Here is a 17708-nt window from a genome sequence, read left to right on the forward strand (position 1 = left end):
TGAGATGGACGGATTAATCGCCTTTTGGGCCGAGTCGGGTATTGCTAACTTTACCGGCCCTCAGTTGTTGATGATGGCCGTGGGGGCGCTCTTGCTCTATTTGGCCATCGCCAGAGGCTTCGAGCCCCTGCTGCTATTGCCTATCGGTTTTGGCGCCATTTTGGCCAACATACCCAACGGGGGCTTCACCGAGGAGGGAGGCCTGCTCTATTACGCTTACCATGTGGGAATAGAAACAGGGGTCTTTCCTCTGTTGATCTTCATGGGGGTCGGTGCGCTGACCGATTTCGGTGCCCTTATCGCCAACCCTAAGATGTTATTGCTGGGCGCCGCGGCGCAGTTTGGGATCTTCGCCACACTGCTAGGGGCCATCGCCCTCAATGCAGTGCCGGGCTTCGAGTTCTCGATGCAAGATGCGGCGGCCATCGCCATCATCGGTGGCGCCGATGGCCCGACGGCCATCTTCCTTGCCTCCAAGTTGGCACCAGAGCTGCTTGGTGCTATCGCGGTGGCGGCCTACTCATATATGGCGCTGGTGCCCATCATTCAGCCACCCATCATGAAGCTGCTCACCACTGAGGCTGAGCGACAGATCAAGATGGAGCAGCTGCGTGAGGTGAGTAAGCTGGAGAAGGTCATCTTCCCCCTCGCTGTACTTGGGTTGACCATACTCTTCCTACCAGCGGCGACGCCCCTGGTGGGGATGTTTTGTCTGGGTAACCTGATGCGCGAATCTGGCGTGGTCGACAGACTCTCTAACACGGCGCAGAACGAGCTGATCAATATAGTGACCATCTTCCTGGGACTGGCGGTGGGCTCTAAGCTCTCGGCGGATAAATTCCTGCAGCTGGAAACCTTGGGCATCCTGGTGCTGGGAGCCGTAGCCTTCGGCATAGGTACCGCAACCGGTGTGCTGATGGCTAAGGTGATGAGTAAGCTTTCGGGCGGCAAGATCAATCCACTGATTGGCGCCGCCGGCGTGTCTGCCGTACCCATGGCCGCCCGTGTGGTCAACAAGGTAGGGCTACAGGCCAATCAGCAAAACTTCCTCTTGATGCACGCCATGGGGCCGAACGTTGCGGGCGTGCTGGGTTCGGCGGTGGCCGCCGGGGTCTTGTTGGCGGTACTGGGTGGTTAGCCAAGGCCTATAGTGCGCTATCAGAATATGAAACGGTCGGCATCTGTGTCGGCCGTTTTTATTTGTCTGCGTTTTATACGCGTTATTGGTCAGCCAGCTTGTTGTGTTCTGTTTTAAAAGCGAGTTTCCCTCACTAGTTAAGGGCGATTCCATTTTACTTCCCTTAATCAAGCTAATGCTAAAGCGCTTGATACAGATCAACGTCTGCCTCGCAGATTTGGTGTCTTATAAGTGTGACTTGGCTCGCATTACTGGTGTTTAGGTGAGCCGTAACCCGTTTTCGAGGAGTAGGCGATGGAATTACGACCCAACTGTTATACCGATATCTGTGTAAACGGCAAATGGTTTCACTATGACCACGGTGACCATTCGGTGTTTATGTTAAACGGTGGCGATCCATTGACCTTCGAGTTGAGCGAGCTGCCGACTACCGAAGCCGAGCTAGAGGCGCATCTGGCAATCTTCACTCAGCAGGGGTAGTTCTGGTTAGTTAACCGCGTAGGTTTTGTCCGGCGGTGAGCCAGAGCAGAAAGCCGAGAGAGAGCATGAGGGTCGCGCTAATGGCTATGATGTAGATAAAGCCCTTCTTGCCTTGTTTCAGCGGCACACCGTTGAGATAGAGAAACAGTGCCCAGAACAAACTGAGTATGATTGGCAGTAAAAACAGGCGGGCCATAGTGGTTAGTGGTTACCTTATTTCTGGGGTAAGTATTATATGATTTAAACTTACTATCTCAGTTTTAACAAGCAATTAGCAATAAAAAAAGCCGCAATAAGCGGCTTCTTTTCTGTTCATTGTACTGCGGCTTAACCTACTACCTCAGGGGCATCGGCCTCGTCGACGCGACAGAACTGCTCTTCGTCGAGCTGGCCTTCCGATTTGCCCACCACGACGGCGGTCATCATGTCGCCGGTAACATTGGTGGCGGTGCGTATCATGTCGATCACCCTATCGATAGAAGCGATAAAGGCGATGCCTTCTAGGGGCAAGCCGATGACACCCAGGGTGACAGAGAGCATCACCATGGCGCTACCCGGTACGCCGGCCGTGCCCACTGAGGCTACAGTGGCGGTGACGGCGATCAGCATATAGTCAGTCATCTCTAGCGGGATGCCATAGATCTGCGCGATGAAGATGGCGGCGATGGCCGGATAGATGCCGCCACAGCCATCCATGTTCATGGTGGCGCCGAGTGGCAGTACGAAGGCGCCATATTTCTTCGATACGCCCATGGTCTCTGTGGCGCGGGTGCTGGCGGGTAGAGTGCCGAAACTCGAAGCCGTGGTGAAGGCTACCAGCTGGGCTGGCATCGCCTTTCTGAAGAACTGTAACGGACTCAGGCCGGCACCGAACCTGACCAGACCGCCGTAGACGAAGATGATGTGGATCAGTGCGGCAATATAAATGGCGCCGATAAATTTACCCAGTGGCAGTAGGGTAGAGAGGCCATATTCGCCCACAACCCAGGCCATCAGGCCAAACACGCCGATAGGGGTCAGCTGCAACACCATGCGGGTCAGTTGGAACATCACCTCGGCACCGGCTTCTATGGCGTGCTTGAGTGGCTCGGCCTTCTCGCCGATCTTGTTGATGGCGATACCGACTAAGGCGGCAAAGACGATGATCTGTAGCACCTTGCCTTCGGCCAGCGAGGCAAATGGATTGACGGGGATCATGTCCAGCAGTACCTGTGCAAAACCTGGCACGTTACGCTCACGCACCTCAGTGGTGGCGAGTTCTAGCGAGCCGCCCATGTCGATCAGGCTGCCAATCGCCAGACCGATAAGCGAGGCGATAGTACCTGTGAACATGAACATGGCCAGAGTCTTGATACTCAGACGCTTGAGACTAACATCGTTACCCAGGGAGGTGATGCTGACGACGATGGCGCAGAAGATAAGTGGCGCAACCAACATCTTGATTGCCGCGATAAAGAGGTCGCCAAGGGGCTTAAGGTGGGTCGCCTGTTCGCCCAAGATGACGCCTAGGCCTACCCCTAAGATGAAACCGGCGAGGACCTTCTGCCAGAAGGGGATCTGTTTAATTGTTTGCCACATGGGATCTATTCCAAATTTTAGTAAGTCGTTATTGTGGATGGCGTTATCGAATCAAAAATGAATTGCTTGTTCTAGCACGAGCCATCCAGGTATTTCAACCTTAGAGAGTGAGCAGGATATTGTATCTGGACGACGTCTTGCTTACCAAAGCGATTTTGTTATAACTTATTGTGATATAAGAGTTTGTTTTAATAAGATTAAATTTTTACTTTTAGGTAACATGATCACCTTGAATAGACCACACATAAAAATTTACTTTTTTTCATTAGGTAAGGGATCATGAGCGCGTTATGGTTGATCTTTAGCGGCGCCTTTTTGGCCGCTACTCTGTTACCGGGTGGATCTGAGGTATTACTGGCGGCGCTGATTAATCAGGCGCCAGAGACCTGGGTTTCGTTAGTGGGTATGGCAACTTTGGGCAACACCCTGGGCTCACTGACCAGTTACTATCTGGGCGCCCTGGGGCGCTTTGCCAAGACGCCGGAGGAGATGGCCAGTGGTCGATATCGTCATGGGCTGAGGCTTGTCGAGCGCTATGGCTACTGGAGCCTGCTGCTCGCCTGGACGCCCATCATTGGCGATATATTATGTCTGCTGGCAGGCTGGCTCAAGCTGCCAGTGATTAAGTCCAGCATAATGATTTTTATAGGGAAAGGTGTGCGCTATCTGCTGGTTGCGGCGTTGGCGTTACACTGGTTGTAAGCGGTGTGGTCTTTTGGGACGAACTTTTTTTGGCAAAGGCTGTCTCGATAAAGGCTGGCCTCACTGTTTAAAATGGGAGCAAAGAATGAAGAAATGGATATTGGCCGCGGCGATTTCTGCCGCGCTGAGTGCCTGTGCCAACGCACCGGCTAATGTGGCGCTGCCTCAGGGCGTCTCGCTGGTCGAAAATGTGGCCCTGGCCGAGTCGGGCGTGGGCATTCCTTACAAGAAATATCAACTGGCAAATGGCCTGACGGTGATTCTGCATCAGGATCATTCCGATCCTCTGGTGCATGTGGATGTCACCTATCATGTGGGCTCGGCAAGAGAGCTGCCCGGACGCTCGGGATTTGCTCACCTGTTTGAGCACATGATGTTCCAGGGCTCTGAGCATGTGGGCGATGAGCAGCACTTCAAGACGGTAACCGAGGCCGGTGGCACACTCAACGGCACGACTAACACGGACCGTACCAACTATTTTGAGACAGTGCCCAGCAATCAGCTAGAGAAGATGCTCTGGCTGGAGTCGGATCGCATGGGGTATTTCTTACCCGCCCTGACCGACAACAAGTTTGAGGTGCAGCGCGAGACGGTGAAGAACGAGCGCGCCCAGCGCATCGATAACCAGCCCTATGGTCGCATGAACGAGCGTTTCAACCAGGCCTTCTATCCCAGCGGTCATCAGTATTCCTGGCCCGTCATCGGTTGGCCTGAGGATCTCAATCGCGCCGAGCTAGATGACGTGAAGCACTTCTTCCAGCGCTGGTACGGCCCGAACAACGCCACACTCACCATAGGCGGCGATTTCGATGAGATGCAGACCCTTGCCTGGGTGAACAAATATTTCGGCGAGATCCCAAGAGGCCCTGAGGTGAAGCCAGAGCCTAAGGAGCTGGTCACTCTGGATAAGACCCGCTATATCTCCATGGAAGACAGGGTGCACTTGCCGCTGCTGCGAATGGCGTTTCCAACTGTGTATGCCAGCCATCAAGATGAGGCAGCGCTGGATCTGCTGGCCAACATCATAGGTGGCGGCCCAACCTCGCTGGTGTACAAGAACCTGGTGAAGGATGGTTATGCGGTGCAGGCCGGTGTGAACCACCCTTGTCAGGAGCTTGCCTGTCAGTTCTCTATCTATGCGCTAGCGAACCCTGCCAGAGGCGGTCAGCTGGCCGATGTCGAGCGCCGTATTCGCGAGTCTATCGCCGAGTTTGAGCAGCGCGGCGTGACAGATGACGACCTACAGAAGGTGAAGGTGCAGTTTGAGGCGAGTACCATCTTCGGTCTGCAGAGCGTTAAGGGCAAGGTGTCGACCCTAGCCCTGAACCAGACCTTCTTCGGCAATCCCGACATGATAGCCCACGATCTTAAGCGCTACGCCAACGTTACCAAGGAAGATGTGATGCGGGTGTTTAACACCTATATCAAGGGCAAGCCGTCAGTGGTGATGAGTGTGGTGCCTCACGGACAGAAGCAGTTAATCGCCCATGAAGATAACTTTGTACCGCCGGCGCCGCGTGTGGCCGCCGAGGCAGTGACCGGTATGGTTGATGTGGCCGAGGCGAGTAGCAGCTTCGATCGCAGCATTATGCCGAGCGCGCAGCAAGCACCTGTCATAAAGGTGCCGAGCCTGTGGACAGATAAGCTGGCTAACGGCATTGCCGTCATGGGTACCGAGAGCGATGAGACACCTACCGTCGAACTGCTCATCTATCTTAACGGCGGCCATCGCCTGGCCGACGTGAATCAGGCGGGATTGGCCGGTCTGACTGCGGCCATGCTCAACGAGTCGAGCGACAAGCGCAGCACAGAAGAGCTGGCCCAGGCGCTGGAGATGCTGGGCAGTAGTGTGAGTTTCGGCAGCAGCATCTATCAGAGCTATATCAAGGTCTCGGCCCTGACCTCACACCTAGATGAGACCCTGGCGATTGTCGAGGAGAAGCTGTTCCATCCAGGCTTTAAAGCGAGCGATTTTGCCCGAGTACGGCAGCAACATCTGCAGAGCCTGCAACATATGCAGTCCGATCCTAACTATGTCGCCAACAGCCAGTTCGATGCCTTGCTCTATGGTAAAGATACCGCACTGGGTGTGAGCGACATGGGGACATTGGCCAGCGTGTCTCAACTGACGCTGGACGATGTTAAAGCCTTCTATAACAAGCAGTTCAGAGCCGGGAATGCACAGATAGTGGCCGTAACCAACCTGCCCAAGGCCCAGCTGATGCCAAAGCTGAAGGGGCTGGCCAAATGGCAAGGGGATGCAACGCCGCTGCCAAGTATGGCCGCCTTGCCAACCCTCGATGCCGGCACCGTCTATATCCTAGACAAGCCGGGTGCGGCCCAGTCGGTGATCAAGATAGGTAAGCGCGCCATGCCCTATGATGCTACCGGCGAGTTCTTCAAGTCTTACCTGATGAACTATCCACTGGGCGGCGCCTTTAACAGCCGCATCAATCTCAATCTGCGTGAAGACAAGGGCTATACCTATGGTGCCCGCAGTTACTTCAGTGGCGGCAGCGAGCTTGGTCTGTTTGAGGCCTCGGCCAGCGTGCGCAGCGATGTCACCGCCAAGGCGCTCACTGAGTTTGCCAAGGAGATCGACGCCTATCAGGCAGATGGGATGACTGACAAGGAACTGACCTTCCTGCGCAGCTCTATCTCCCAGGGGCAGGCACTGGATTATGAGACGCCATATCAGAAGGCGGGTTTCATGCGTAAGATCCAGCGTTACAAGCTTGCTGCCGATTACACCCAGCAGCAGGCCGAGATCATCAAGTCGGTCGCTAAGGATGAACTGAATCAACTGGCGAAAGATAAGCTGAAGCTGGATGAGATGATCGTCCTGATTGTCGGCGATAGGGCGAAGATCGAGCAAGAGATTAAGGCTCTGGGCTACCGGGTGAAAAATTTGGAGTTGTAATCTGACGATTGCGCCCCAATATAGGCCCTAGCGGTGAGCATTAACTCTGCTCACCGCTTTATTTTTTCCCTTGCCAAGGATCTAGCACAGCGGCTATTTTGTGGTGATGGCGAAAGCAAACGCGCTTTTTGCAGGTCTGACTTGCAAGGCAAACGGTTGAAGCAATGAGAGACGAAGAATTTGAACTCTTTCGATGAAGTGATAGGCCTACTCGACAACGAGCAGGGAAGCGCCGCATTGGCAGGTATGCAACGAGGTATTGAGCGCGAAGCATTGCGTATTGAGCCAAATGGTCATCTGGCCATGGATAAACATCCTAAGGCACTCGGCTCGGCCCTGACTCACTCTCGGATCACCACAGACTATAGCGAATCGCTGTTAGAGTTTATTACCCCCGTCTATCAAGATATCTCTGCCTTGCTGACGGATCTTACCCAGACCCATGCCTTTTCGGTAAGGCACCTGGGCCAGCAGCAACTCTGGCCGGTGAGCATGCCCTGTTATGTCGGCGATGTGGCCGATATTCCCATTGCCGATTATGGCAGTTCTAATACAGGGCAATTAAAGCGTCTGTATCGCAAAGGCCTCACCTATCGCTATGGTGCCCAGATGCAGATCATCTCTGGCGTGCATTTTAACTTTTCCGTATCCGATGCCTTGTGGGAGCTACTCTATCAAGCATCGGATAAATGCCTGAGCAAAGGCGATTTTATTTCTGAATCCTATTTTGGATTGATCCGTAACTACCGCCGTCTGGTTTGGGTATTGCCCTATCTGTTTGGCGCCTCTCCGGCGCTGTGTGGCTCCTTCATCAAAGATCAACAAACCGATCTCGCCTTCGAGAAGCTAGGGAAAGGCACTCTGTATCTGCCCTATGCGACTTCGCTGCGCATGAGCGATCTGGGATATACCAACAAGGAGCAGGAGCGACTCAACATCAGCTACAACTCCCTGACGGATTATCTCGAGGGGATCAACGCGGCGATCAAGATGCCATCGGCCAGTTTCGAGGCCATTGGCGTCAAGGTCGATGGCGAGTTTCGTCAGTTAAACGCCAACGTGTTACAGATCGAAAACGAATTCTACTCGCCCATTCGTGCCAAGCGCGTGACGCTCACCGAAGAGAAACCCTCCCAGGCACTTGCTCGCGCGGGTGTCGAATATATTGAGGTGCGCGCACTGGATGTAAACCCCTTCAGTCCAGTGGGGATAGATGCCGATCAGGTGCGCTTCTTGGATCTCTTCTTGCTGCACTGCCTGCTGACGCCATCGCCAAAGAGCGATGCCAAGGATGAGGCCGCGATAGGCGATAACCTAAATAAGGTGATCACCCGTGGCCGAGAGCCCGGATTGACCCTTAATCGTGCGGGCGAGGAAGTCACGCTACAGGCCTGGCTCGAGTCCCTGTTTGGTGAGCTAAGCACCTTGGCTAAGCTGCTCGATGGCCAAGGTCAAGACCAAAGCCAAGTCTATCAAGACAGCCTGGCCCATTGGCTCGAGGCGGTACACGATCCAGCTAAGACCCTGTCTGGCCGCGTGATGTCGGCATTGCTGGCAGAGGGGATAGATCACAGTCAGTGGGTGAAATCCCTGGCGAAAGACTATTATCAGGCTCTGCTCGAGTATCCTCTGCCTCCTGAGGTTGAGGCGGCCTATGAGGCTGCCGCCGAGCAGTCCTTGGCGGCCCAGGCACAGCTTGAGACGGAATCAAAGCAGGACTTCGAGCAGTATCTTGCCGACTACTTTGCCGAGGCGCCCGCGCCGGTCGACCAAGTGGTGTAACCATGAAGGTTAGCGGTATTTGCTCTGGTTTCGGTCGAGGCTTTGGCATAGCAATTAGCCTGCTGACACTGTCTATGTTGTCGGGTTGCGCCTCCGGACCCGACAATGAGTCGTTGTGTGCGACTGTGTCTGGTTATCAGATGCCCGACGAGTCTCAGGGCCTGTACCGCGCCGTGGTGACCCACCTCAACGGTAAGCCTGTGATCTCAAGGCCCAACTATCGCCTGGCGCCGGGGGAGTACCAATTTACCCTGGCCGAGCTTATCGACTCGCCGCGTCTCAAGGTGAAACTCGCTGCGCGCCAGACAAAGACGCTGACGCTGCATATCGAGGCGAATCAGCGTTATCACCTAGCGGCTCAGTTTAATCGGGATAAGATCTATCGAGTCCTGGATACCGATTATTGGCAACCCGTAGTTTGGGCCCAGGAGCCTCACGAGTGTGAGTTTCTCAACGAATCAAATTAATGAATTGTTAGCCTGGGGTAAATTCGCCCCCTAGCGATTGCTTCTCTCTAATAACGATGTGAAACTAGCCCAATGTGTTTAACGTTTCGGGTTTGTTGATGAGAAAGATTTCCTTTGCCTTACTTGCGGTTACCTTCCTGTCAGTGGGGGGCTGCGCCACCTCGCCACCAGAGGATCCAGAGAACCTCTGCGCCATCTATAAAGAGAATCGAGATTGGTACGAGGCCGCGGTCAATACCCGGGAGAAGTGGGGCGTGCCTGTGCATGTTCCCCTGGCCATGATGTATCAGGAAAGCTCCTTCAAGCACAACGCCGCACCACCTATGGAGTATTTCTTGGGCTTTATCCCTATCGGCCGCGCCAGTGATGCCTATGGCTACGCCCAGGCTAAGACAATGACCTGGGACGATTATGTGCGCGAGACAGGCAACTCCTGGTCTAGCCGTAGCGACTTCGACGATGCCATGGACTTCATGGGGTGGTTTATCTACAAGACCCATAAGATAAATGGCGTCTCCAAGTGGGATGCCCGTAATCAATACCTCAACTATCACGAGGGGTGGGGCGGATATAAGCGTGGCACCCATAGGCAGAAGCCTTGGCTGATCAAGGTGGCCGATAAGGTCGACAAGCGATCTAAGCGTTATGCCGCTCAGTACCATACCTGTCAGGAAAATCTCGACTCTTCCTGGTTGTGGCGCCTCTTCTTCGGTTAATCCACAAGCCTCGCCAGCCTTGTAGATAGGTGCTGGTGAGGCGACAATGCCTCTTTGTCGCCTCGTTACGCCGCCGGCGGCGTCATAAAACGCCCGACCTTAAACCTGAGAACTCACTGTTTTTGTCAGCGCATAATTACTAGCCGTTATTTTTAGGCTAAGTCAATGCTGCTTAAGCCTTTTTATCCTGTTTGGGTTAATACCCGCGATCACTATTATCTGCATTTAAAAATGACTATAATGCGCGCAAAACAATAGCCTTACCCTACAAAAAGGATAAAAGATGACTAAGCCATTTGTTGCCGTACTCATGGGATCGGATTCCGATCTCCCAACAATGCAAGCCACCTTAGATGTACTTAAGACTTTTGGTATTCAATACGAAGCCAAGGTGACCTCGGCGCACCGCACGCCTGCAGCGACTCACGCTTACGTACACGATGCCGAAGAGCGTGGTTGTAAGGTCTTTATCTGCGCGGCGGGTCTGGCGGCTCACCTTGCAGGTGCCGTGGCCGGTATCACAACTCGCCCTGTGATCGGTGTACCCGTAGATTGCGGTCCACTTCAGGGGCATGACGCCCTGTTATCGACAGTGATGATGCCTGGCGGTGTGCCTGTGGCTACCGTGGCAATCGGCAGTGCTGGCGCGAAGAACGCGGGTTACCTGGCGGCTCAGATGCTAGCCGTCGGCGATGATGCCCTTGCACTTGCAGTTAAAGAAGAGCGCGCCAAGTCGGCCGAAGCCGTACAGGCAAAAGATGCCAAGCTACAAGAGAAGCTGGCTAACGCATAATCTCTTTTTGATGACATAAAACGCCGCCAACCGCGTAGGTTGGCGGCGTTTTTTTTGTCGAGTTTAACCCTTAAGTCCATTTCTAACGTTACTAGAATTAATGAGGAGTTTAACGCGGCAGCGGGAGCATGAGATGCGCATTGATCTATCGACTAAAGTTAACGCGGTGACGAGCACTGGTAACCTAATTCATTCATCCTTTCTAGTGGCGGTTTTATTGTTAGCCATGCTCTCTGGCTGTAATCTGGCGAACGAGCATTCGCGAGAAGAGAACTTAGCCGAAATGCAGACGCAACAGAGCGAAGTCGTAGCGTTACAGACTGATGAGAATAGCAATGAACAGGCTGCAAGAGTGCTTAAGTCATCAACTCGAGAAGAGCCTGTTCCGCAGCAAATAAAGCAGGGGGAACATACCTTGGTTAAACCCGTTGATAAACCATGGCCGCCTCAACCTGATCCAAAACCTGTATTGGAAGAGAAGCCTAGAAAGGACAGCATATAGTTGAATTTACACGCATACCTTTTGGTTAGCCGTAGACAAACGGCGCTAGGCGATGCAGACTCAGTCATAAATGACTGATTATCCAATTGTGGATATGCATAGGGAGCCTAGCGTGACTAAGGTATTTGAAGATGATGTCGAAAAGGATCCTGATCAAGCCTTAATGATGCGGTTTACACAAGGTGATCACCAAGCATTCGAGCGGCTTTATCATAAACACAAGGGTGGTTTGTATCGCTATTTCAAGCGTCAGCTAGGCGACAGTGCCTTGGCTGAAGATCTCTACCAAGAGACCTGGAGCAGGGTGGTTAAGGCCGCCGCAGGCTATGAGCAGCGGGCCAAGTTTACGACCTGGCTCTATCGCATCGCCCATAACCTGCTGGTGGATCATGTCAGGGCACTGAAACCTGTGGATAGCCTAAATGAGCCCGCAGGGGGAGAGCAGCCTCTGGAGGCGACATTGCCCAGCGACCTGACAGGTCCCGATGGTCAGCTCGAAGATGAGCAGAAGGCGCTGATATTAAAGCATTGCATCAGCCTGTTGCCCCATGTGCAGAAGGAAGCCTTCTTGCTGAATGTGGAGATGGGATTTACCGCCGCAGCGATTGGTGAGATCGCCGGGGTTGGCATGGAGGCCACTAAGAGTCGTATTCGTTATGCCAATCAGGCGTTGAAAGCCTGTGTGCAACAGAAATGGCAGGAGCAGTCTAATGTCAGATGAAAAGGATAAAATGCTCTCGGATCCTGAGCTGAAGGCGCTCTATCAGGCCGAGGCCAAAGAGCAGCCGTCATCCGAGCTGGATGCGCGTATCCTGGCGATGGCGCGGCAGCATCTGGACGAGCAATCTGGAGAGCTGGGAACTACAGCCAATGTAGTTTCGGTCAGCTTCTGGCGTCGATATCGCTGGCCGCTGTCATCGGCCGCATCGGTGCTGCTGTTATCCAGCCTCTTGCTATTGAACCTACAGGGACCTGCGCCTATCGATGAGCAGCTCCAGCCCATGTTGCTCGACGAGCCTCGGGCATCGAAAATGGCGGCGCCGAGTGAGCAGCAGGGGCCTAATGCACAAGCGGACGCCATCGAGGCGACGCAGCCTGTTCAGTCTACGAGTCCTCAAGGCGTTATGCCTCAGAGCGTTAAGGTGCAGCCTCGTCAGGCAGATGTGAGCGATCCCCAAGTTCAGACCGAGACAGCTGTCAAAGCAAAGACTCAGGCCAAGGCGATGATATCGGATATTCAAGCGGTGAATCATCTGCAGCAACTGGTCGATGGTGAGCTGTGGACTGATGCCGATACCCTGTATCAGAGAATGCTTAAGGAACGTCCAAGGCTGGAAGATAAGACACATCCTCAGCATGCCCAGTGGCAGGATTTGGTGAGCAAGATTAAGGCGCAGCTGAGCAAACAGTGATAAAGCATTCATAACGGGGCCTAGTGCCCCGTTTTGCTATCTAAGCCGGATTCTTGTGCATCTTTATTATTAAGTGGCTACGTATCTTTTATACCAAATGACTAGGCGTCTTTCTATGCGAAGTCGTTGCCCTTTGAGGCGATGTTCCCCCGTGGTAAGAGACAATCAAAACTTCGCCCTTCATTACCCTAGATAGAGGGAAATGTGGCCCAGGTATACTTGTACACATTTGCTAATACTTCTTTGGTCACAAATTACTGTAGATTTAAGGAAAGTTTGCTACCTTGTTGCCCCATAAAAATAAATCCGACTTAAATATGGGCGCTTTATGAAACTCTCTCACCTGTTTGCCTGTTGCGTAATCGCATTGGGCACCGCTTCTTCCGCACCACTTTTTGCCGCTCAAGCCGAAAATGTAAAAGCCGAAAGCCAGGCTCGTGAGCAGAACGTCGGCTACTACCGCTCGCCAGCTATTCATGGCGATACCCTGGTATTTACCGCCGAAGGGGATCTCTGGGTTCAGCAGCTAGGTGATGCCCAGGCGAGAAGGCTTACCAGTCTGCCGGCGCAGGAGCTTGGCGCCGCCATCTCAGACGATGGTCGGCAGCTAGCCTTCGTAGCCAACTATGAAGGTGCCAGCGAAGTCTATGTGATGCCCATTCAGGGCGGCGTCGCCAAGCGAGTCAGTTACGAAAACAGCCGCGTGCGGGTGCAAGGCTGGACGCCAGATGGCAAGGTGCTCTATGCCACGGATAATGCCTTCGGCCCCGCCAACTATTGGGTGCTGCGCAGCGTCGATCCTAAGAGCTTGACCACCCAAGATTTGCCGCTGGCCGATGCCATCGAAGGTGTGGTGGATGATGCCGGTGAATATGTTTACTTTACCCGCTTCGGCCTGCAAGCTACCGGCGATAACGCCAAGGTGTATCGCGGCGGCGCCAAGGGAGAGTTGTGGCGCTATAAGCTTGGCAGCGATCAGGAGGCCATGCCTTTGACCGCCGAGCATGAAGGCTCGGTGCGTCAACCCATGCTGTGGCAAGACCGTCTCTACTTCGTCAGCGACAGCAGCGGCAACGATAATATCTGGTCCATGGCCTTAGATGGCAAAGACCTGCGTCAGCATACTCAGTTTAGCGATTGGCAGGTACGCGGCGCCCGTCTCGAGCAGGGGCGCGTGGTGTTTCAGCAGGGTGCCGATATCAAGCTCTATGATATTGCCAGCAATCAGGTGTCGACCCTGGATATTCACCTGACCTCAGATTTTGCCGAGCGCCGTGAGCACTGGGTCAACAAGCCGATGAAATATGCCACCTCGACCAGCCTGGCACCCAGTGGTGACAAGGTGGTGATCACCGCCCGCAGCCATGTGGCCTTGGCGGGCACAGATGGTTCGCGCCTGGTTGAGCTGGCGCTGCCCGGAGACTACCGGGTCCGCGGCGCCGTGATGAGCCCCGACGGCAAGTGGGTCTATGGGATCAGCGACGCCTCGGGCGAGCAGGAGATCTGGCGCTACAGCGCAGATGGCAGCGATGAGGCCAAGCAGCTTACCCAAAACGGTAACGCCCTGCGTATGGCGCTGAGCCTCTCACCCGATGGACGCTACATCGCCCACGACGATTACAACGGCGATCTCTGGCTCTTGGATCTCAAGAAAGGGCGCAACAGCAAGATATTAACCAATGGTCAGGGACTCGGTCCCTATGGCGATGTGGTCTGGTCGAACGACAGCCGCTTCATCGCCGTCACCAAGGATGAGCGCGGTCAACTAAGACCCCAGATAGTGCTCTACTCATTGGAAGAAGAGAGAGCCGAGGCGTTGACCAGCGACAAGTATGAGTCTTTCTCGCCTGCGTTCAGCGACGATGGCCAGTGGCTCTATTTCATCTCCAACCGCGAGTTTAATGCCACCCCAACATCGCCGTGGGGCGATCGCAACATGGGGCCGGTATTCGATAAGCGCGGACAGATCTTCGCCCTGGCGTTGACGCCAAAGGCGGTTTTCCCCTTCAGTAAGCCTAACGAGTTAAATCAGGCGCAGGCTAAAGAGGAAGAAGCAGCAGATAAGCCTGCCAAGACTCAGGTTCAGTGGCAGGGGCTTAGCAAGCGCCTGTGGCAGGTGCCGGTGGAGTCTGGCAATTACAGCCAGTTGCAGCTGACCGAGAAGGGACTGTATCTGCTGTCGCGCTCGGTCGATGGCGCTCAGGCACCCTCGCTCAAGTGGGTCAAGTTCGATCCTCTCGGGCCTAAGGTGGAGACCTTCAGCGAGGATGTGGCCAGTTATGCGCTCTCCCGTGACGACAGTAAGCTCTTCCTGCGCCGTCACAGCAAGGGGGGCGCCGAGATGTTGATCGTCGATGCCGGTGAGTCGCTGCCCAAGGAGCTTACCCATGCCAAGGTGCAAACTCAGCAGTGGCAACTGGCGATCTCTCCTCAGCTCGAGTGGCAGCAGATGTTTGAAGATGCCTGGCTGATGCACAGAGATTCTTTCTTCGATAAGCAGATGCGGGGTCTCGACTGGCAGGCGACCAAGGCCAAGTACCAGCCTTTGCTGGCCAGGTTAACGGACCGTCACGAGCTTAACGATATCTTTATGCAGATGATGGGCGAGCTCGATGCCTTACACTCTCAAGTGCGCGGCGGCGATCTGCCGTTAGATCCTAACCAGCCTAAGGGGGCTAATCTGGGGGCTCGTCTGCTACAGACCAAGCAAGGGGTCGAGATAGCCCATATCTATCAAAATGATGCCGAGTTGCCGCAGCAGGCCTCGCCGCTGGCCAGGGTAGATGTCGATGCCAAGGTTGGGGATATCATCCTGGCGATCAATGGCAAGTCGGTTGAAAGCGTTGCCGATGTGGCTCGCCATCTGCGCAATCAAGCCGATAAGCAGGTGCTGCTGACCCTCAAACGCGATCGCAAGACCCTTAAGACAATCGTGCTACCGGTTAGCAATCGCGTCGATGCCAAGCTGAGATATCTGGACTGGGTCAACAACAATAACCAGAAGGTGGCTAAGGTAGCCGATGGCGAGATAGGTTATCTGCACCTGTATGCCATGGGTTCAGGCGATATCGCCAACTTTGCTCGTGAGTTCTACGCCAACATTGAGAAGAAAGGCCTGATCATCGATGTGCGCCGTAACCGTGGCGGTAACATCGACAGCTGGATCATAGAGAAGCTGCTGCGCCGCGCCTGGATGTTCTGGCAGCCGACTCAGGGTACGCCAAACACCAATATGCAGCAGACCTTCCGTGGCCACCTGGTGGTGTTGACCGATCAGCTTACCTATTCGGATGGAGAGACTTTCTCGGCCGGTATCAAGGCGTTGGGTCTGGCTCCGCTCATCGGTAAGCAGACCGCCGGGGCCGGTGTCTGGCTCTCGGGACGTAACTCGCTGACCGATAAAGGGATGGCGCGGGTTGCCGAGTATCCTCAGTACGCCATGGATGGACGCTGGATAGTGGAAGGCCGGGGCATCAGCCCAGATATCGAGGTCGATAACCTGCCCCATGCCACCTTTAAGGGGGAGGATGCTCAGCTGAATAAGGCGCTGAATTACCTCAAGCAGAAGCTGGAGCTCGATCCTGTACTGCCAATTAAGGCGCAGCCTATGCCAGACAGCGGGATGGCTCAAGACGTCAAATAAAACCTTTATTGACCTCTTAAGTTAACCCAAACCATTTTAGGAGGTTACCGACCAAGCAGTTCCCAGGTCGGTAACCTCCATTTTTATGGGTGGTTGGAACTAATTTTTAGCAACATCAAAAATAAACTATAAAAATTGTATTAGCTTATAGGTATATCGCTGCTATCGTTATATTCGTAATTTGAGGAAACCAGGAAGGTGGATATGAAAACCGCTTTTGGAGTTATCAAAGGTCGCATCGCCATCGGTGCCTTGTTGCGACTGGGGGCTATATTATTGAGTATGGTTTCCTTTGGCACCGCTCAGTTAGCCCATGCCGAGCAGCGTGGATTTTCCGTCACCCTGAGTGGTTTCTACTCAAATTCAGATTCCGGCATAGTGGTGCAAAACCCAAATCTTGGAACAGACTTTACCCTAGATTTCGAGAACGATCTGACTCTGGTTGAGAAGGAACTCTTGCCGACTCTGGAACTGGCCTACTGGTTTAATCAAGATCACGGTGTCTATCTCGACTGGAAAAGACTGGATCGTGAGGCCCGCAATCGCGCCATCTCTAAGCCCTACGAGTATACCGAGGTGAACTCGGGCCAGACCTATCTGGTACAGGCGGGGGCGGACATCAGCACCATCTTCAATGTGGACATTCTGCGCCTGGGTTATCGCTATAACCTTTATAGTGACGAGGAGGTCGATCTTACTCTGCTTGCCGGTCTGCACCTCATGTGGTTAAAGCTACAGTTTGTGGGAGAAATTGGCGCTTGTCTCGACGAGGAGTGCCGGGTGGTGGACATTAATCCTAAAAGCAACGCCCTCACCGAGGTGACGGCGCCATTGCCTGATCTTGGCCTGCAAGGGCGTTACCGTTTCAATGATCGCTGGAGTCTCTCTGGTTGGCTGCAGTATTTCTATGTCAGCCTGGGCGATACCAAGGGGCAATTGTTCGATTTCAGCGCTGGGGTCAACTATCGGCTGAGTGATTCCCTCGATTTGGAGTTGGGCTACAAGTATTACAAGATAGATGTAGAGGTCGAGAAAGATCTCGCCGATTTCGATGTCTATTATGGTTTCAAAGGCCCAGCCCTGTCGCTGACCTATAAGTTCTAGCCCGTAGCGATACTAGCCCTTAGCGACCTAGCCCATAGAGACATTAGTGCTAGCGCCTTTGGCGCGGCGCTATTTCAATGGCTATCTCTTTGGCCAGTGAGTTGGCGATAAAGCAGTGCTTGTGGGCGAGGGCATGCAGCTTAGCTAACTCTTCCTCGCTCAGTAACGCCGCCAGTTCAACCTCAGGGTTTAGGGTGATCCGGGCGATTGCCGTTTGCCCCTCTTCATTTCGCCCCAGTTCGGCCGTCGCTCTGTCGCGATACCTTAGCAGTACCAGACGCTTCTTCTCCACTATGGTGAGAAAGCTTAGCATGTGGCAGGCCGCCAGCGCACTCAGAAGGCTCTCCTCTGGGTTTATCCTGTTTTTACTACCTCGATACTCGGGCGCGGCCGAGCCTGCGACGACTTGACCGCTGCCGAAGCTAAGCTGGTGATCCCGGCTCATCTGCTGCACACTTGTCGAAGACTCAC

The 17708-nt window shown here is 54.0% G+C and carries 16 protein-coding genes; 13 read left to right on the plus strand and 3 right to left on the minus strand.

The window, feature by feature from the left end:
- Positions 1-4 precede the first annotated feature (4 nt).
- Both GNT65_RS08970 and GNT65_RS08975 read left to right on the plus strand, forming a co-directional pair.
- Positions 5-1138, plus strand: coding sequence for a sodium ion-translocating decarboxylase subunit beta (locus tag GNT65_RS08970; protein ID WP_160795392.1), 1134 nt, complete (start codon positions 5-7; stop codon positions 1136-1138).
- A gap of 294 nt (positions 1139-1432) precedes the next feature.
- Positions 1433-1618, plus strand: coding sequence for a hypothetical protein (locus GNT65_RS08975; protein WP_160795394.1), 186 nt, complete (start codon positions 1433-1435; stop codon positions 1616-1618).
- 10 nt (positions 1619-1628) lie between these two features.
- Here the strand turns inward: GNT65_RS08975 and GNT65_RS08980 are convergent, their stop codons facing one another.
- Together GNT65_RS08980 and GNT65_RS08985 are read right to left on the minus strand one after the other, a co-directional pair.
- Positions 1629-1814: a hypothetical protein gene (locus GNT65_RS08980; protein WP_011865025.1), complete on the minus strand. Its 186-nt coding sequence runs from the start codon at positions 1812-1814 to the stop codon at positions 1629-1631.
- A gap of 131 nt (positions 1815-1945) precedes the next feature.
- Positions 1946-3196: a dicarboxylate/amino acid:cation symporter gene (locus tag GNT65_RS08985; RefSeq protein ID WP_160795396.1), complete on the minus strand. Its 1251-nt coding sequence runs from the start codon at positions 3194-3196 to the stop codon at positions 1946-1948.
- A gap of 279 nt (positions 3197-3475) precedes the next feature.
- Between GNT65_RS08985 and GNT65_RS08990 the strand changes: the two genes are divergently transcribed.
- From GNT65_RS08990 to GNT65_RS09040, 11 genes are all read left to right on the plus strand, one after another.
- Positions 3476-3898 (plus strand): YqaA family protein, encoded by a 423-nt coding sequence (locus GNT65_RS08990; protein ID WP_160795398.1) that lies wholly within the window; start codon positions 3476-3478, stop codon positions 3896-3898.
- A gap of 85 nt (positions 3899-3983) precedes the next feature.
- A complete protein-coding gene (locus GNT65_RS08995) occupies positions 3984-6818 on the plus strand; it encodes a M16 family metallopeptidase (protein ID WP_160795400.1) in 2835 nt (944 codons plus the stop codon).
- Between the two features lie 180 nt (positions 6819-6998).
- A complete protein-coding gene (gshA, locus tag GNT65_RS09000) occupies positions 6999-8600 on the plus strand; it encodes a glutamate--cysteine ligase (protein ID WP_181006217.1) in 1602 nt (533 codons plus the stop codon).
- A gap of 2 nt (positions 8601-8602) precedes the next feature.
- Positions 8603-9067: a hypothetical protein gene (locus tag GNT65_RS09005; protein WP_244952137.1), complete on the plus strand. Its 465-nt coding sequence runs from the start codon at positions 8603-8605 to the stop codon at positions 9065-9067.
- Between the two features lie 98 nt (positions 9068-9165).
- A complete protein-coding gene (locus GNT65_RS09010) occupies positions 9166-9783 on the plus strand; it encodes a transglycosylase SLT domain-containing protein (RefSeq protein ID WP_160795402.1) in 618 nt (205 codons plus the stop codon).
- A 283-nt stretch (positions 9784-10066) separates the two neighbouring features.
- Positions 10067-10576, plus strand: coding sequence for a 5-(carboxyamino)imidazole ribonucleotide mutase (gene purE, locus GNT65_RS09015; protein WP_041510500.1), 510 nt, complete (start codon positions 10067-10069; stop codon positions 10574-10576).
- Between the two features lie 133 nt (positions 10577-10709).
- The gene (locus GNT65_RS09020) at positions 10710-11078 is read left to right on the plus strand and encodes a hypothetical protein (protein ID WP_160795404.1); all 369 of its coding nucleotides are present in this window, start codon (positions 10710-10712) and stop codon (positions 11076-11078) included.
- A gap of 94 nt (positions 11079-11172) precedes the next feature.
- Positions 11173-11799: a sigma-70 family RNA polymerase sigma factor gene (locus GNT65_RS09025; protein WP_160795480.1), complete on the plus strand. Its 627-nt coding sequence runs from the start codon at positions 11173-11175 to the stop codon at positions 11797-11799.
- On the plus strand, positions 11789-12490 hold the full coding sequence (locus GNT65_RS09030; RefSeq protein ID WP_160795406.1) for a hypothetical protein: 702 nt from the start codon (positions 11789-11791) through the stop codon (positions 12488-12490). The genes GNT65_RS09025 and GNT65_RS09030 overlap by 11 nt, the downstream gene beginning before the upstream one ends.
- Before the next feature lie 328 nt (positions 12491-12818).
- Entirely contained in the window at positions 12819-16133 is a 3315-nt protein-coding gene (locus GNT65_RS09035; RefSeq protein WP_160795408.1) for a S41 family peptidase, read from the plus strand.
- Between the two features lie 204 nt (positions 16134-16337).
- Positions 16338-17237, plus strand: coding sequence for a DUF481 domain-containing protein (locus tag GNT65_RS09040; protein WP_160795410.1), 900 nt, complete (start codon positions 16338-16340; stop codon positions 17235-17237).
- 49 nt (positions 17238-17286) lie between these two features.
- Here the strand turns inward: GNT65_RS09040 and GNT65_RS09045 are convergent, their stop codons facing one another.
- Positions 17287-17682 carry an OsmC family protein gene (locus GNT65_RS09045; RefSeq protein WP_244952138.1) on the minus strand — a complete coding sequence of 132 codons (396 nt, stop codon included), beginning with the start codon at positions 17680-17682 and terminating at the stop codon, positions 17287-17289.
- Positions 17683-17708 lie beyond the last annotated feature (26 nt).

Origin of the sequence: Shewanella insulae, assembly GCF_009831655.1 — a bacterium.
Classification (GTDB): Bacteria; Pseudomonadota; Gammaproteobacteria; order Enterobacterales; family Shewanellaceae; genus Shewanella; species Shewanella insulae.

Coding starts and splice junctions, on each gene's coding strand:
- GNT65_RS08970 (WP_160795392.1), top strand. CDS start 5: ATGGACGGATTAATCGCCTTTTGGGCCGAGTCGGGTATTGCTAACTTT.
- GNT65_RS08975 (WP_160795394.1), top strand. CDS start 1,433: ATGGAATTACGACCCAACTGTTATACCGATATCTGTGTAAACGGCAAA.
- GNT65_RS08980 (WP_011865025.1), bottom strand. CDS start 1,814: ATGGCCCGCCTGTTTTTACTGCCAATCATACTCAGTTTGTTCTGGGCA.
- GNT65_RS08985 (WP_160795396.1), bottom strand. CDS start 3,196: ATGTGGCAAACAATTAAACAGATCCCCTTCTGGCAGAAGGTCCTCGCC.
- GNT65_RS08990 (WP_160795398.1), top strand. CDS start 3,476: ATGAGCGCGTTATGGTTGATCTTTAGCGGCGCCTTTTTGGCCGCTACT.
- GNT65_RS08995 (WP_160795400.1), top strand. CDS start 3,984: ATGAAGAAATGGATATTGGCCGCGGCGATTTCTGCCGCGCTGAGTGCC.
- GNT65_RS09005 (WP_244952137.1), top strand. CDS start 8,603: ATGAAGGTTAGCGGTATTTGCTCTGGTTTCGGTCGAGGCTTTGGCATA.
- GNT65_RS09010 (WP_160795402.1), top strand. CDS start 9,166: ATGAGAAAGATTTCCTTTGCCTTACTTGCGGTTACCTTCCTGTCAGTG.
- purE (WP_041510500.1), top strand. CDS start 10,067: ATGACTAAGCCATTTGTTGCCGTACTCATGGGATCGGATTCCGATCTC.
- GNT65_RS09020 (WP_160795404.1), top strand. CDS start 10,710: ATGCGCATTGATCTATCGACTAAAGTTAACGCGGTGACGAGCACTGGT.
- GNT65_RS09025 (WP_160795480.1), top strand. CDS start 11,173: ATGCATAGGGAGCCTAGCGTGACTAAGGTATTTGAAGATGATGTCGAA.
- GNT65_RS09030 (WP_160795406.1), top strand. CDS start 11,789: ATGTCAGATGAAAAGGATAAAATGCTCTCGGATCCTGAGCTGAAGGCG.
- GNT65_RS09035 (WP_160795408.1), top strand. CDS start 12,819: ATGAAACTCTCTCACCTGTTTGCCTGTTGCGTAATCGCATTGGGCACC.
- GNT65_RS09040 (WP_160795410.1), top strand. CDS start 16,338: ATGAAAACCGCTTTTGGAGTTATCAAAGGTCGCATCGCCATCGGTGCC.
- GNT65_RS09045 (WP_244952138.1), bottom strand. CDS start 17,682: ATGAGCCGGGATCACCAGCTTAGCTTCGGCAGCGGTCAAGTCGTCGCA.